Origin of the sequence: Heyndrickxia faecalis (assembly GCF_040267745.1) — a bacterium.
Taxonomy (GTDB): Bacteria; Bacillota; Bacilli; order Bacillales; family Bacillaceae_C; genus Weizmannia; species Weizmannia faecalis.
Map to the genome: position 1 here is coordinate 2,749,421 of NZ_CP158453.1, position 12,821 is coordinate 2,762,241.

15 protein-coding genes are annotated in these 12,821 nt (G+C 44.3%); 4 read left to right on the plus strand and 11 right to left on the minus strand.

All coding sequences use genetic code 11. The annotated features are described in order from the left end of the window. Nucleotides 1-97: 97 nt before the first annotated feature. The 4 genes from ABR335_RS13380 (at nucleotide 98) to ABR335_RS13395 (ending at nucleotide 3,830) form a co-directional block, all read left to right on the plus strand. Nucleotides 98-1,456: an MFS transporter gene (locus tag ABR335_RS13380; RefSeq protein ID WP_035182286.1), complete on the plus strand. Its 1,359-nt coding sequence runs from the start codon at nucleotides 98-100 to the stop codon at nucleotides 1,454-1,456. Beyond that, nucleotides 1,440-2,216 (plus strand): sugar phosphate isomerase/epimerase family protein, encoded by a 777-nt coding sequence (locus ABR335_RS13385; RefSeq protein ID WP_017551644.1) that lies wholly within the window; start codon nucleotides 1,440-1,442, stop codon nucleotides 2,214-2,216. The genes ABR335_RS13380 and ABR335_RS13385 overlap by 17 nt, the downstream gene beginning before the upstream one ends. Before the next feature lie 95 nt (nucleotides 2,217-2,311). Next, nucleotides 2,312-3,139 (plus strand): HAD-IIA family hydrolase, encoded by an 828-nt coding sequence (locus tag ABR335_RS13390; protein WP_035182246.1) that lies wholly within the window; start codon nucleotides 2,312-2,314, stop codon nucleotides 3,137-3,139. Further along, nucleotides 3,132-3,830 carry an MgtC/SapB family protein gene (locus tag ABR335_RS13395; RefSeq protein WP_017551642.1) on the plus strand — a complete coding sequence of 233 codons (699 nt, stop codon included), beginning with the start codon at nucleotides 3,132-3,134 and terminating at the stop codon, nucleotides 3,828-3,830. The genes ABR335_RS13390 and ABR335_RS13395 overlap by 8 nt, the downstream gene beginning before the upstream one ends. 40 nt (nucleotides 3,831-3,870) lie before the next feature. Here the strand turns inward: ABR335_RS13395 and ABR335_RS13400 are convergent, their stop codons facing one another. The 11 genes from ABR335_RS13400 to ABR335_RS13450 form a co-directional block, all read right to left on the minus strand. After that, nucleotides 3,871-4,434 (minus strand): glycerol-3-phosphate responsive antiterminator, encoded by a 564-nt coding sequence (locus tag ABR335_RS13400; RefSeq protein WP_017551641.1) that lies wholly within the window; start codon nucleotides 4,432-4,434, stop codon nucleotides 3,871-3,873. Nucleotides 4,435-4,876: 442 nt separating this feature from the next. After that, nucleotides 4,877-6,121 carry a flagellin gene (locus tag ABR335_RS13405; protein ID WP_035182248.1) on the minus strand — a complete coding sequence of 415 codons (1,245 nt, stop codon included), beginning with the start codon at nucleotides 6,119-6,121 and terminating at the stop codon, nucleotides 4,877-4,879. A 285-nt stretch (nucleotides 6,122-6,406) separates the two neighbouring features. Further along, nucleotides 6,407-7,612 carry a YecA family protein gene (locus tag ABR335_RS13410; RefSeq protein WP_052042106.1) on the minus strand — a complete coding sequence of 402 codons (1,206 nt, stop codon included), beginning with the start codon at nucleotides 7,610-7,612 and terminating at the stop codon, nucleotides 6,407-6,409. A 146-nt stretch (nucleotides 7,613-7,758) separates the two neighbouring features. Then, nucleotides 7,759-8,100 (minus strand): type VII toxin-antitoxin system MntA family adenylyltransferase antitoxin, encoded by a 342-nt coding sequence (gene mntA, locus ABR335_RS13415; protein ID WP_017551638.1) that lies wholly within the window; start codon nucleotides 8,098-8,100, stop codon nucleotides 7,759-7,761. After that, complete coding sequence (csrA, locus tag ABR335_RS13420) at nucleotides 8,090-8,344, minus strand: carbon storage regulator CsrA (protein WP_017551637.1); 255 nt, start codon at nucleotides 8,342-8,344, stop codon at nucleotides 8,090-8,092. The genes mntA and csrA overlap by 11 nt, the downstream gene beginning before the upstream one ends. 4 nt (nucleotides 8,345-8,348) lie before the next feature. Next, a complete protein-coding gene (gene fliW, locus ABR335_RS13425) occupies nucleotides 8,349-8,798 on the minus strand; it encodes a flagellar assembly protein FliW (RefSeq protein ID WP_014095887.1) in 450 nt (149 codons plus the stop codon). Nucleotides 8,799-9,003: 205 nt separating this feature from the next. After that, nucleotides 9,004-9,897, minus strand: a complete 894-nt coding sequence (flgL, locus tag ABR335_RS13430) for a flagellar hook-associated protein FlgL (protein ID WP_013858614.1) — start codon at nucleotides 9,895-9,897, stop codon at nucleotides 9,004-9,006. A 14-nt stretch (nucleotides 9,898-9,911) separates the two neighbouring features. Then, nucleotides 9,912-11,528 carry a flagellar hook-associated protein FlgK gene (gene flgK, locus ABR335_RS13435; protein WP_017551636.1) on the minus strand — a complete coding sequence of 539 codons (1,617 nt, stop codon included), beginning with the start codon at nucleotides 11,526-11,528 and terminating at the stop codon, nucleotides 9,912-9,914. Nucleotides 11,529-11,550: 22 nt separating this feature from the next. Further along, the gene (locus ABR335_RS13440) at nucleotides 11,551-12,021 is read right to left on the minus strand and encodes a flagellar protein FlgN (protein WP_014095889.1); all 471 of its coding nucleotides are present in this window, start codon (nucleotides 12,019-12,021) and stop codon (nucleotides 11,551-11,553) included. 12 nt (nucleotides 12,022-12,033) lie between these two features. After that, the gene (flgM, locus tag ABR335_RS13445) at nucleotides 12,034-12,300 is read right to left on the minus strand and encodes a flagellar biosynthesis anti-sigma factor FlgM (protein ID WP_014095890.1); all 267 of its coding nucleotides are present in this window, start codon (nucleotides 12,298-12,300) and stop codon (nucleotides 12,034-12,036) included. Nucleotides 12,301-12,370: 70 nt separating this feature from the next. Then, nucleotides 12,371-12,766 carry a TIGR03826 family flagellar region protein gene (locus ABR335_RS13450; RefSeq protein WP_013858610.1) on the minus strand — a complete coding sequence of 132 codons (396 nt, stop codon included), beginning with the start codon at nucleotides 12,764-12,766 and terminating at the stop codon, nucleotides 12,371-12,373. Nucleotides 12,767-12,821 lie beyond the last annotated feature (55 nt).

A 12,821-nucleotide genomic window follows, 5' to 3' on the forward strand; every position in this document is an offset into this window, starting at 1 on the left:
GACGATGAGAAGCCATAGCCAAAAACATGACAAATGTTTTTTTGGCTATGGCTTTTATTTTTCGGCAGGATTATACGGAAAAGAAAGGGAGAGAAAAATGATTTTTGAGCATTTAGACTCGCCACAGTTAAAGCGCTTCCAAAGGAAAGTCACACTTTTGTCTGCCGGCGGTACTTTTTTGGATGGCTTTGATTTAACGGTAATTGCTGTTGCCATGCCGCTGATCCTTGATCACTGGGAATTCGGGCCGGGCATGCAGGGACTGATTACTTCCTCAGCTGTCATTGGCTCTTTTATCGGAGCAATCTGGCTGGGGAATTTAACAGATAAGTATGGACGGAAAGCCATGTACGTGGTTGATTTGTTGGCATTTGTCGTTTTTGCGACACTTACGGCGTTTGCCCTGGCACCTTGGCAACTGGCCCTCTTCAGATTTTTACTTGGCATAGGGATCGGGGCAGACTATCCGATTTCCGCTACGCTTGTATCCGAATTCAGTGCGACGCAAAGCCGGGGAAGGCACAGTACATCACTCGGCGCCATGTGGTTTGTCGGAGCGGTTGTTGCCTATCTGGTTGGCATACTGCTTGTCCCGCTCGGCGAAAATGCGTGGCGTTACATGTTACTTACTGGCGCCATTTTTGCTCTCATTGTCTTCTTTTTCCGTGTAACGCTTCCGGAATCACCACGATGGCTTACTGCAAGGGGGCGTGAAAAAGAAGCAGAAGAAATTATGCTGAAAATTACCGGACAGAAAGTCAAAATTCAGCCAAATATGAAGCCAAAACAAAAGATTAGCAGCCTTTTCACGAAAGGACTTTTCCGTCGCACTTTCTTTGTTTGCGGATTCTGGTTTTGCTATGCCGTTGCCTATTACGGAATTTCCATGTATACACCGACCATTCTAAAACCATTTACTCACGGATCGCAAATGATGGTATATATTGGTTCCGGAACGGTTAGTTTGTTGGGCTTAATCGGAGCAATTATCGGGATGAATTTGGTTGAAAGAATTGGCAGAAGGCCGTTGATCATTACTTCTTTTACCGGCTTATCCATTGCATTAATCATTTTAGCACTGAACCCTTCTCCGACAATGGCTTTTCTTGTCATCTTATTCAGTTTTGCCGTACTATTTGCCAACATGGGTGGCGGCATTCTTAATTTTGTATATCCAACTGAGTTATTTCCAACCGGCATTCGTGCAAGCGCTTCCGGATTGGCAACTGCCGTCAGCCGGATTGGTTCAATCATGGGCATTTTGGTATTCCCAAACCTTGTTGTGGCATGGGGTAACAGCAAAGCCCTCTGGTTTTTTGCCGCCGCCGGATTGCTGGGACTTCTTATCTCGGCTATTTTAGCACCGGAAACAAAAGGGAAAAACCTCGAACTTATTAATCAGGAATTTGATGAAAAAAATGCTGAAGCAGGAGGTAAAAATGGAAACTTGGCTTAGTATATGGTCAATCGGGCAGGAGAGCACGCTGGATGATTTTAAAATACTTCAAAAGGCCGGCTTTGACGGCGTTGAAATTTGGGCAGAGCATTTACGGGCAAAAGAAACCTTTGAATATGCCCGGCAAACTGGCTTAAGAACGAGCATTCATCTTCCATTTCATGATTTGAACATTGCCACGCCGGACACGATTATCTATGAAAGGGCGTTTCATGTATTAAATGAATGGATGGATATTTTAGCGGGATACGGAGGCAGCCATGCCGTTTTGCACGGTGGCTATGCCTGGTCCTCTGAAGAACGTGATGAAACGCTGTGTCGTGTTCAAAGCCGGCTCATGAAATTAAATGAAGCGGCACAAAAGCGGGGGATCGTGTTGTTGCTTGAAAATCTAATCCCTGACCGGTTAAATTACTGCCACCATGTTGCTTCTAGCTTAGAAGAATGGACCGGCCTGCTTCAAGCCTGTAATTTGAAGGCATGCCTGGACACGGGACACCTGGCGATCATGGGAAATGAACTGGAAGAGACTGTAAAACAGCTTGGTGAATTGTTGGGAGAGATACATGTATCAGAAAATGACGGAAAAGCGGATTTGCATTTGCTGCCGGGGGAAGGGAACCATTATACAGAAAAACTGATTGATATTTTGACAAAGTATCAGTTTACAGGGCCGGTTGTATTCGAAATTAATCCTTATCAATATACTCTAAAAAATATAGCAGATAATATGGCAAAGTTTAGAGAAAAGCAAAAATAACACGGGCAGAGACTTTAGAAACCCCCAGCTGGTAGTAAACCTTTTTCAAGGTTTATTAAACTGGGGGATTTTTCTTTTACTGGGAGGGAAAGCAATTGAAAAAGGGATTTATTTTTGATTTGGACGGAACCATTTATCTCGACAATCAATTAATAAAAGGGAGTGCGGAAACGATTGACTTCTTGCAGAATCGGGGACACCATGTTGTTTTTTTTACCAATAAATCTATTGCCACCAGAACTGATTACGTAAAAAAATTGAACCATTTGGGGATCCGTACCTCACTTGAAGACATTATCAATTCAAACTATGTGACTGCAAGATTTTTAAAGCAAAAAATGAATCCATCAGAGCTTGCCTATGTGATCGGAGAAAAAGCTTTGTATGATGAATTAGAAAAAGAAGGAATTTTAATTACAGAAGATGCTAATCTCGCAAACTATATTGTGCTGGGGTGGGATCGCCAGTTTACTTATGAAAAACTGAAGCAGGCATATATGGCATGGCGAAACAATCATGCTTTGATCATTGCCACCAATCCTGACCGTACATGCCCTACTGCAGAAGGACCGGTTCCGGATTGTGGTGCATTAATTGGAGCATTTGAAGGCGTGAGCGGCATCAAGATTGACCATATTATGGGAAAGCCCTCGAGGTTTGCTGCAGATCTTATTGTCAACCATATATTAAAGCTGAAGCCGGAACAATGCTATATTGTCGGTGACCGCCTCGAAACTGACATTCATATGGGAAATGTGTATGGCTTACATACCATTTTGGTTTTAACAGGGATCAGCACGCAACAAACGATCAAAACAACAGGGATACAACCGGAGTACATTCTTGAAAGTGTAAAAGAAATTATGCAAATGTCCGAGATTATGGACTGTAAAGCAGAAAGACGAGGTGCTTTGCATGATTGAATTTTTTCAGTTTGACAGCGAAATGCTCCTAAAACTCGTCATGTCTTCCATACTTGGATTGGCAATCGGGCTTGAACGGGAAATAAAAAGAAAACCACTCGGATTAAAAACAAGTCTTGTGATTTCAATTGTCAGCTGTTTATTGACGATTGTTTCCATCCAGTCTGCTTATTCGTTTCCGCAATCCGATTTTGTCCGTATTCAAATGGATCCTTTAAGGCTCGCTGCCCAGATTGTTTCCGGAATCGGATTTCTTGGGGCAGGCGTAATATTACGAAAAGAAGATGATACCATTTCCGGTTTAACAACGGCTGCCATGGTTTGGGGGGCAGCCGGTATTGGAATTGCCACCGGTTCAGGCTTTTATATGGAAGCAATTGCAGGGGGCGTACTGCTCATCATTAGCGTGGAGATCATTCCGGGATTGATGAAAAAAATTGGTTTTGAAAAGCTGTACGCAAAAGAGATTTCTCTCAATCTTATCTTACAGGACAGCCGTGATATCCAAAAAGTCATTCGCTCCTTAGAAAAACAAGATATGAAAATCATCCAAACCCATATTAAAGATCTGGAACATGCAGCATACCAGCTTGAGTTAAAAATAAAAGTCAGAGAAAAAACGAGCATTGCTTATATTTATAGTGAAATCATTCAAATGAATGAAATCAAGCGGTCGGAAATCAGCGGATAAAAAAAGAAACGGCACAAAAGGCCGTTTCTTTTTTATCAAATTAAATATCAAAATTCCAAAGTGAAGGATCCCCTGTTGAAATCGCCAGTGCACCTGCCTCTAATCCTTGCAAAATATCCTCTTTTGATTCAATTAAACCACCGGCAATAATTGGAAATTTTACCTTTCTTGTCAGCTGGTCGATAATGTTTGGCATCAGACCGGGAAGTACTTCAATGGCATCAGGACTACAGGTTTTACTCGTGTCAATTCCCTTCTGGACAGCGGATTTATCAATGAGAAAGATGCGCTGAATGGTCATTAGTTTTTCATCTTTTGCATATTTAATTAAAGAATGTTTGGTGGTGATAATTCCGGTTGGCTTCCATTTTTGAGCGACAAATTTGACAGCACTCCTTGCATTGGATAACCCTTCAATAAAGTCCATATGTATAAAAATATGCTTTCCGGCCTTTCTTAACTGTTCGAGATAATCTGACGTATTCAGCAAATCCCCTGTTAAGAGAAATACAATATTAGCACGGCTCAAAGCTGCTTTTTCAATATCTTCTTCTTTCTTCACTGAAGCAATGACCTGCGATTGAACAAGATCAACAATATTCAAAATAATTACCCCCTTTTTATAACCATGCTATATGTACTTATTCCTTTAACCTTGCTGGAATTCCTTCATAAAAAACTCTCCTTCAGCCGTCAATAGAAAGAATTGGCAAATACTTCTTACCCCGATTGTGTTCATGGTTTAACGATTTGGGGTGATTTCCATTCGTTATTTTAGCAAATGGCAAAGTGTCTTTTTCCCGTAGCCATTAAAAAAAGGAAAGCATATTTGCCCCAATGCTTTCCTCTTATTTCTATTTTTTCTTCTGGACTGTACTTATCTTTTATACGTGAGATCTTTACCGGTGTAAACAGGTTTTTTCACTTCAATCCAGCAGATGCCGGAAAAACGCCATACGCTTATCAAGAAGTATCATGAAGGGAATCAAATATACACAAAAATATAAAGGAGACCCCGGAAAAGGCCTCCTTTGTGAAATATAAAATTAACGCAACAATTGCAATACTTGCTGTGGTTGTTGATTGGCTTGAGCCAGCATAGCTTGAGCAGCCTGGGCAAGGATCGATTGCTTTGTTTGTTCAGACATTTCTTTCGCCATGTCAACGTCACGAATACGCGATTCAGCAGAAGTCAGGTTTTCTGACGAAGTTGTCAGGTTGTTGACTGTATGGTCTAAACGGTTTTCAAAAGCACCAAGTTTGCCTCTTTCAGCCGATACTTTTTGAATAGCATTGTCAATGACTTTAATCGCTGCATTTGCCTGTGTCTGCGTCGACACTTGCAATCCGCTGACACCTAAGGCTTGGGCACGCATATCATTGATGTCTACTTGTAAATTTTGTCCTCCGTTTGCCCCAATTAAGAAAGTTGCGGAACCGTCGGAACGGACATCTGCTGCTGCTTGCGTTTCTTTAAAAGAAGAAAGGGCGTTGGTTGCAGCTGTTCTGACATTCCCATTTTGGTCTTGGACGGTAATCGTGATGCCTTCAATCGCATCAGCCGTTCCTGCTGCAGCAGCTTCCAATTTCAGAGAACCGTCTGTGTTAGCAGTAAGTGTTCCCCCTAAATTTGTCCCAATATCTGACAATTTAGTATCAGCTGCCACAGTTACACTATTTGTTGTTGTCGTTCCATTTTTGACATAAGTGACAGTGACTTTGTCCCCAGCCGTAATGCCTAGTGAATTGCCGTCCTTATCTGTAAGGTCGGTAAGCAAAGTATCTGTTGTTGCAGCCGCATTCCCATTTCCTTTATCCTTAAAAATGCCGCTTGTATTTTCATTTGCCACAGCAGTCGTAACAGCTTTACCCATTGAACCGTCTAACAGATTTTTTGTGTTGAACTGGGTTGTATTGCCAATCCGGTCAATTTCGCTTTCCAACTGTGACATTTCACTTTGAATGTTTTGCCGGTCATCATCCGTATTTGTATCGTTAGAAGATTGTACCGCTAATTCCCGCATACGTTGTAAAATATCATGCGTTTCATTCAGTGCGCCTTCAGCCGTTTGGAGCAAGGAAGTGGCATCCTGGGAATTTTTTGTTGCCTGGTCGAGGCCACGAATTTGCGAACGCATTTTTTCGGAAATGGCAAGGCCTGCTGCATCATCAGCAGCACCGTTGATACGAAGCCCCGAAGACAGTTTTTGCATTGCTTTCGATTGTGCGTTTGTCGCAGCATTTAAGTGGTTCAACGTGTTTAACGCTGCAATGTTGTGATTGATAATCATCTGTTTTTCCTCCTTGAATGTTGTGCACCCACATCCTTGTGGGCGAAATTATCAACGGGGTTCGAGGTCGGCCGCCCTGTTCCCCCGCTCACTTTATATATCGGATAGCAGGACTTTTGATTTAATAGTTTTGCTGAATTTTTTTCTTTTCTTTCCTGTGGAGGTGGTGTGGGGGACTGGGGGGGGGGGAGAGCTGTTGTATTGTGGTTATCCGGTGTTTGCAGTAACAGGCACCAAAACAGCATAATTTCTTTTACTGTTTTGGTGCCTGTTACTGGTTATACCCTACCTCCCACAGCACTTCTTATATTTCTTCCCACTGCCACAGGGACATGGATCGTTTCGGCCGATTTTTCTGGTTGTTACAGGTTTGTTGTTTTCTTTTTTCAACGGGAGGGGATGCAGCGCCTCTTTTTCCTCCTTAAATATTTCGCTTGGCATATAGCCCTTTAAAATCCATTGTCTTGTATGATTATTTAATTGAATTAAAATGTTCATCATCGCTTCTGCAGTTTTGAAGTCGGCGATTTCAACCTGGGTTTGCATGAATTCAAGAAGATTGTTTGTTGATTCGCCCACTTTGATGGCAAAGATACATTCCATGATGATTTGGTCGGTTTCTTTACGGGTAATCCGATAATTGTCAAGAAGGAAGCGCCTGAATGATTTGGTGATTTTATTTTCCGAAACATAGTCAGGTGCGCCTGCTTGGAGTAACTGTGCTTTCGTAAAAGGATAGTAATCCAGGTCTTTTCTGCTGTCCTGCTCTTCTTTAATTTTAAAAGGATCAAATACACGTTGATGTATCAGGCCCTGATATTCCAAGCAAACCACTTTATAAAAATCGTCAGCCTGCCTCATCACGTTGAAAAACTCGATTGGACGAACCGGCTTTTTTGTATATTGTTCGATTTTTTCCAGCATGGTTTGGGAATTCAACACACCATAATAATACAGCATGCCTTGTGTGAGGCGAATCCATTCGGTGTTCCTTTTTAGAATGGATCTCACTTTCATGTCACCTTCTAGTGAAGACAGCGGCTCGATTAAATCTGCCGGCAGAGCGAGTACTTTTTCTCCCTTGTACGTCCCCGTGAAGATAAACCCAAGTGATTGTAAAAACTTGATTTGATAGGTTTCCATGGCAGGAGCAAATATAAAGCCCCCATTGTGGATCATGTTTTGAATCAAGCGAAATAAATGCTCATCTAATTGGCAGAGAATGATTTTCATGAGTATCGGAATATGTTCTTCTAGTACAGCCGTTAAATCCGCTTTTTTTAAGCTGCTTGCATTGCGGATGTTCAACCGTTTTCTGATTTCGTGTAACTCATCTTTTGTATATCGCAAAAGCCCGGCATGCAATGAGAAAGGAAGGGAAATCTCAGACCAAATTTTTTTTGCTTCCTTCTCCCTCATTTTTTCCGTCTCATCATGAATGGTTTCTAATGCTTGCAATAATATTTGTTCATCCGTACGATTATGTTTCAAAGTCGTCACCTCTATCATAACTGTATTATAAATCGATCCCGGGATCAAACACCAAGTGAAAAAGGACTGGCACCGCGTTAAGAATTTAAAAGTGGTGTCAGTCCTTTTTTGAGATGTCTGTAAAAAATGGAATGATGTGATGAAGTTTATGGACTTTCTATAAAATTGTCTTTTTCCATCTCATTCGGGATATCGTCATCCTGATACAAAAGCTTGCCATTTTTTAAGATTTCACTTTTCAATTGTTGAGAGGCATCTTCAAACTTAATGATGTCTAAGGAAAGTAAAGTATCCAGCTCGTCTTCCAAGTCCAAAGCAAACAATACCCATTCTTCTTTTGACATTTCCGGCGCCACAATGGCTAAATCAATATCAGACCGGTCTGTGTTATCTCCGACCGCTCTCGAGCCGAAAAGGATAATTTTCTTTACCTTTTCTGTTGAAAGGCCGATTTGAACGAGCTGGTTTTGAATTTTTTTATCCATCATTCTTCTTCTCGCTCCCACTGTCTTTCTTGGATTGGGCAAGCAGGTGGAGCAGGCCTTCGATATTTTTTGCGGCGTTCGCGTTTTCTTCCTGTATGTCCAAGTACACTTCTTTCCGGTGAATTTCAACATGTTTTGGGGCGTTGATGCCGATTTTGACCTGGTCGCCATGGATCGCGGCGATAGTGATTTCAATGTCATCGCCGATTTGGATCGACTCGCCTTTTTTCCGCGATAAAATCAGCATCTTCTCACCCCTTTTCCTTGTCCGGCCCGTCCGCAAAGAGCGGGTGCCTTGTGTGGTAATGCCGGTCGTTTAAAATCAGTTGTTTCGCCTTATGATTCTTTTCGTTCATAATGAGCGGGGCCTGCAAATTGGCTGTTGTTTCCGAAAACGGATCACGGACCGTCAAAATGGCATAAACCCGCACATCTTCCTCTTTTTCAATCGACAGCTGTTCAAGCGTGGCATCATCAATGTTAAATTCATAATCTCGGAAAAACAAAAACGGGCTTGTGACGACAAAAGCGACATAGGGTGACGCCGTTGACTGGAGGACCATGTAAATGCCGTCGTCCAAAAGCGGCAGCAAAACAAAGGATTTCTCATCCGGAAATCCCGGAATCCCGCCTTCAAAATGCCATATAGCTGCATCCTCTATTTCCACTTCACCGTGGTATTTTGTTTGAAGCTTCATCATGTTTAGTGAGGGGTCCCCGACTTTTGCTGCCGGGGAAAACCGCCTTCTCTCCTTTCGATGGGCATATTCTTTTGCGTTTTCTAAACCTTTGGGGGGGCATGCATGTTTCTGCTGCTAACCGGCGTTCCGCTCCTGCCCCGCCCGGTTCAAAAACATTCAGATAAAAAAACGGCACCACCTGGCAAAGCAGGGTGGTGTCCCCGTATTATTTCAAAAAGTCGAGCAATGTCGGCTGGATCACTTGTGCGCCGACTTTTAACGCAGCAATATAGGCGCCGGATGCAACGGAAAAGTCCGTGTACGCCTTATCGATATCCACATCTTCGTTTCCGGCCATGATCTTCGTTGCCGTTGTTTCCTGCTGGGTGACGCGGTCTTTCATCAAATCAAGGCGGTTGCTCCGCGCCCCGGCCTGCGACAGTTCGCTCAGCACATTGTCAATATGGCCGTCAATTTTGCCCAAATAGCTGTCAAAGCCGCTTGCCGATGTGCCGGATTTTAAATCGCTGATTAAATGGTTCAGGTCTTTAAACAGATCATCAGAAAAAGCATTTGCTCCGTTCGCATTGACTTGCAGATAAATGCCATTTGACAGTTCGATTTTTACCGGATTGGTGTTCATGCCGAGGCTGGTTGAGCCGTCAAACGTGCTGATATCGCCACTGATCGGCTTCTCCGTCGTCCGGGTGCCGTTAAAAATATATTTGTCATTGACTTTCGTATTGGCAATATTGACAAGCTGATCGCGAAGTTGTTCCACTTCATCGGCGATCGACTGCCTGTCAGTCGGAGTCTTCGTGTCCGTTGCCCCTTCCACTGTCAGTTCCCGGATCCGCTGCAACACCTGATTGGCTTCATCAAGAGCGTCATTTGTCGATTCAATCCAAGTGCTGGCTTCCGCGAAGTTGTCTTCGTATTGCTTCACCTGGGCGACGGTTCTCCGGTAGGAAATGCCTTTCATCGCGGACAGCGGGTCATCCGAAAGTTTGTTGATCTTTTTGCCGGAAGACAGCTGTTCCTGGTATTTCGCGAGTTTACTATAGCTTGTGTTTAAATTGTTTAAGAAATTATTGGCGAGCATCGATTGGGTTACACGCATCGTTTTTCACCTGCCTATCTGCCTACAACACCCATGCCGTTGATGATTTTATCGAGCATTTCGTCTGTCATAGTAATCATCCTTGCTGCAGCATTATAGGCTTGTTGGTATTTGATCATATTGGTTAATTCCTCATCAACCGATACCGAGCTGACGGACTTCCGGTTCATATCCACCGAATCCAAAAGGGAAGCGGTATTTGTCTGCATATTGCCTGCCTGTTCGGCATCAACCCCGAGCTTTCCAATGAGGCCTTCGTAATTGCTGGTGATGGTGCCGGATGCAAGCGGCAGACCGAGTGCCGCAATGTTAAGCCTGCCACTGATCCCTTCAAGCTGCACGGATTGGCTGCTTAAATCAAAGGTAACCACATTTGCAAGATTAATGGCATTCAGCCCGTCGCCGGAATCGCCATTTGAAGAGGCGGCGATTTTGTCGTATGTAAGGCTGCTGTTGACGGCAATTTGACCCGCGGCCCCTTTGTAGTCCGTTAAGGTACCGAACGTAAAAAAGGCAGTCCCGGCATTCCCTTTAAGGTCTGTCCCTTTTTCGTGGACAGCATTTAATACGTTTCCGAATGTGTAGGCGAGTTTGTCCAGGCTGTCGAGCAAACTCGGATAAGCCCCTGCTTCCACTGTGCCGTTTGCGCCGGCATACTGATAACCGTAGCTGTCAATCAGTCCCAACAGTTTGCCTTGCGGGAACGTGACCTTGCCGGTTGTATCCGCGACAGCAAAATTTTTCCCGCCGATTGTGATGCCGGTCATTTCCCCGTTTGCCGGTGGGCCGTCGAGGATACCGTCGCCGTTGCTGTCGGTTCCCCCTTGTACTTCAACTGCATTGTAATTTGAACCTTGGACAAGGTATACGCTTGTGCCATCCGCAGCGGTCATTTTAATGTTGTAAATGCCGTCCGCGTTTGCTTTTGGATTTCCCCCGCTTTTTTGTACTTCGACGGTGACGTTCAAATAACTGGACAACTTATCGACAAGGCTGTCCCTTTTGTCATACAAGTCGTTTGGCAAATAACCGTTCGGCTCAAGTTCAGCGATCTGTTTATTTAAGTCACTGATTTGCTTTAAAGTGGAATTGATATCGTTGACCGATACGCTGATTTCGCTGCCGACATCCGTTTTGTACTGGGAAAGCGTGCTGTTTAAATAGTGGAATGTATCCGTCAGCGTCTGCCCGCGTTCCAAAACAACCGAGCGAGCAGATACGTCTTCTGGATTCGTGCTTAAGTCCTGAAGGGATTCCCAGAACGCTTCCATTGTGTTGGACAAACTGCTTTTCGTTCCCGTTTCATCCATGACGGCTTCCATTTTGCTTAATGCACCAGATTTGGCTGACCAGTAACCCGCTGCACTGTTGTTTTCCCGGTATTGGACATCGAGATACTTGTCGCGGATCCGCTGCACTTCGCCCGCTTCCACCCCTGTCCCGAGCTGTCCGGCGATGGCCGGGCGGTTCATCGAAGCAGCGGGGTACGGATCTGACGCCTGCAAGTTTACCCGCTGCCTTGTGTAGCCATCGGTATTGGCATTGGCCACGTTCTGCCCGACGGTGTACAGGGCATTCTGTTGGGCCGTCAAAGCCCGTTTTGCTGTTTCTAATCCAAAGAAAGTGGACACCTTGCTTCTCCTCCGTATTCTTTCAGGCTTTTGAGTCGAACCGCGGCATGGCGGCCGCCGCTTTTTGCCCGGACGGCGGCCCGTATGTGGTGGGTTCATTTTTCGGATAAATCAGATCCAGCATGAATTGGGTAAATTGAAGGGAATGATAAAGGAGCATCTGGTTCAGCTCATTTTGCTGTTTCAGCTTCTTTGTGATGCCAATCAGGCTGTCCCTCAATGTTTCGAGCTGGGACCGTGCTTCCCCCGATACGGCCGCGATGCAGTCCGACAGCGTCCCATTGCCGCCGGTAAGCGTCTTTGCCAGCGTTTCCCGTTCCTGTTCAAGTGCGCCGATTGCACGGATATGGGCCTGTTCTTCCTGCGTAATTTTTTGCAGCCGTTCTATCTCCTGCTTTTTCACCGCTTCGGTTTTTTCGGTGGCAAGGATAAACAGGCTTTCATGGAGCTTCTGCAATTTTTCAAGACATCGGATCAATTTTTCCGCAGCCATTTACGCCCCTCCTTACTTGCCTGTAAAATATTTCAAAATGCCTTCAGCGGTTTTTTCCGCATCCGGCTGATAGGTTCCGTGCTGTACCTGTTGTTTTAAAGCCTCAATTTTCCGGCTCCGTTCCTGCTCAAACTGGGACGTTTTTTGCAACTGTTTCGCTTCTGAAGAAATTTCCACTTTATCCGTTTTCCGGGTGCTGGAGGCGGTTTGCTGCACATCCCGCCTGGCTTGCTGCTGATACGGATTGATCCCTGAAGTATTGACCGGATTGATTTTCATTCGGCTCACCCCTTTTTCAAACAGTATCCGTTCCATTATGTTTATTATATCGGATAAAGCTGCGCAATGTTTACTTGATGTGATAAGTCTTTTTCCTTATTTCTTCCTGCCGTTTCTTTTCTTTTTCAAAACGTTCAAGATCTTTTGCAATCGTTTTTGCACATTCTTCGCATAACTTTCCGGACTGGATTAATTTTCCGCAACGGTCGCAAGGATATGCCAGATTCGGAAAATGCGCAATCAAAAGCCGGCCGCTCCGCACCCATTTGAAAACCAGTTTTTCCGGGACATTGTTTTTTTCAACAATTGTCTCGATTGTTGCCGCACGGTTTTCGCGTTTCCGCAAGAATTGAAAAACCCGTTCAAATGCAGCTTCTTCCTCGCGATAACAGTCTTCACACACATCGCGGACGGAATTTTTGACATATAATTTACCGCAATTCGGGCAGTTTGCCAACTCCGCCATTCGGCCCGCCTCCTTTTCCGGCACATTTGTCTTCTATCTTCTATATCGGCAGAAA

Bases quoted from the DNA above. Each gene is read 5' to 3' on its own strand.
- ABR335_RS13380 (WP_035182286.1), top strand. From the start codon at position 98: ATGATTTTTGAGCATTTAGACTCGCCACAGTTAAAGCGCTTCCAAAGG.
- ABR335_RS13385 (WP_017551644.1), top strand. From the start codon at position 1,440: ATGGAAACTTGGCTTAGTATATGGTCAATCGGGCAGGAGAGCACGCTG.
- ABR335_RS13395 (WP_017551642.1), top strand. From the start codon at position 3,132: ATGATTGAATTTTTTCAGTTTGACAGCGAAATGCTCCTAAAACTCGTC.
- ABR335_RS13405 (WP_035182248.1), bottom strand. From the start codon at position 6,121: ATGATTATCAATCACAACATTGCAGCGTTAAACACGTTGAACCACTTA.
- mntA (WP_017551638.1), bottom strand. From the start codon at position 8,100: ATGATGGATAAAAAAATTCAAAACCAGCTCGTTCAAATCGGCCTTTCA.
- csrA (WP_017551637.1), bottom strand. From the start codon at position 8,344: ATGCTGATTTTATCGCGGAAAAAAGGCGAGTCGATCCAAATCGGCGAT.
- fliW (WP_014095887.1), bottom strand. From the start codon at position 8,798: ATGATGAAGCTTCAAACAAAATACCACGGTGAAGTGGAAATAGAGGAT.
- flgL (WP_013858614.1), bottom strand. From the start codon at position 9,897: ATGCGTGTAACCCAATCGATGCTCGCCAATAATTTCTTAAACAATTTA.
- ABR335_RS13440 (WP_014095889.1), bottom strand. From the start codon at position 12,021: ATGGCTGCGGAAAAATTGATCCGATGTCTTGAAAAATTGCAGAAGCTC.
- flgM (WP_014095890.1), bottom strand. From the start codon at position 12,300: ATGAAAATCAATCCGGTCAATACTTCAGGGATCAATCCGTATCAGCAG.
- ABR335_RS13450 (WP_013858610.1), bottom strand. From the start codon at position 12,766: ATGGCGGAGTTGGCAAACTGCCCGAATTGCGGTAAATTATATGTCAAA.